The sequence below is a fragment of the Herbiconiux daphne genome (genome assembly GCF_024979295.1).
GTDB lineage: Bacteria > Actinomycetota > Actinomycetes > Actinomycetales > Microbacteriaceae > Herbiconiux > Herbiconiux daphnes.
The window spans coordinates 1-534 of sequence record NZ_JANLCJ010000761.1; the positions used below are offsets into that span (position 1 = coordinate 1).

General features: G+C 43.3%; 2 protein-coding genes. Both read left to right on the forward strand.

All coding sequences use genetic code 11. From position 1 onward, the window contains the following. A partial coding sequence (locus N1032_RS27550) for a glycine radical domain-containing protein (protein WP_310795994.1) occupies window positions 1-125 on the forward strand: 125 nt, incomplete at its 5' end. A gap of 223 nt (window positions 126-348) precedes the next feature. Continuing rightward, on the forward strand, window positions 349-534 hold a 186-nt coding region (locus tag N1032_RS27555), incomplete at its 3' end, for a 4Fe-4S cluster-binding domain-containing protein (RefSeq protein WP_259543914.1).

Below are 534 nucleotides of genomic sequence, written 5' to 3' on the forward strand. Positions count from 1 at the left end.
TTGCTAATCCTGATAAGTATCCTCAGCTTACTATTCGTGTCTCTGGATATGCTGTTCGATTTAATAGCCACACTCCGGAGCAACAGCGAGATGTCATTGCGAGAACATTTACAGCGAGTCTTTAATGAGTTGTTTTAAATGTGGTAGCAATTACATGGCTTCTCGTAAATACACTATGGTAGCCCTCGCTGAGGGCTCTCCTAAGCGTGGCAAGAACAAGGTGTATGCTGAAACAGAATGCACTCAATGGATTTGTCGTGATTGTGGATCGGCTGAAATGAAGTATCGTGAACTTCCATCTAAGCCAGTGAGAAAGAAATGAATTATCACAACTATTACCCAACTGACATGTTGAATGGAGAGGGCATTCGAAATGTATTGTTCGTTGCTGGATGTAACCACGGGTGCAAGGGTTGTTATAATGAATCAACATGGAATCCTAACTCGGGTTATCCCTTCACAGAAGCAATGGAAGACCGGATCATCGCTGACCTCAAAGATGAGCGAATCAATCGAGACGGACTTACCCTTAGT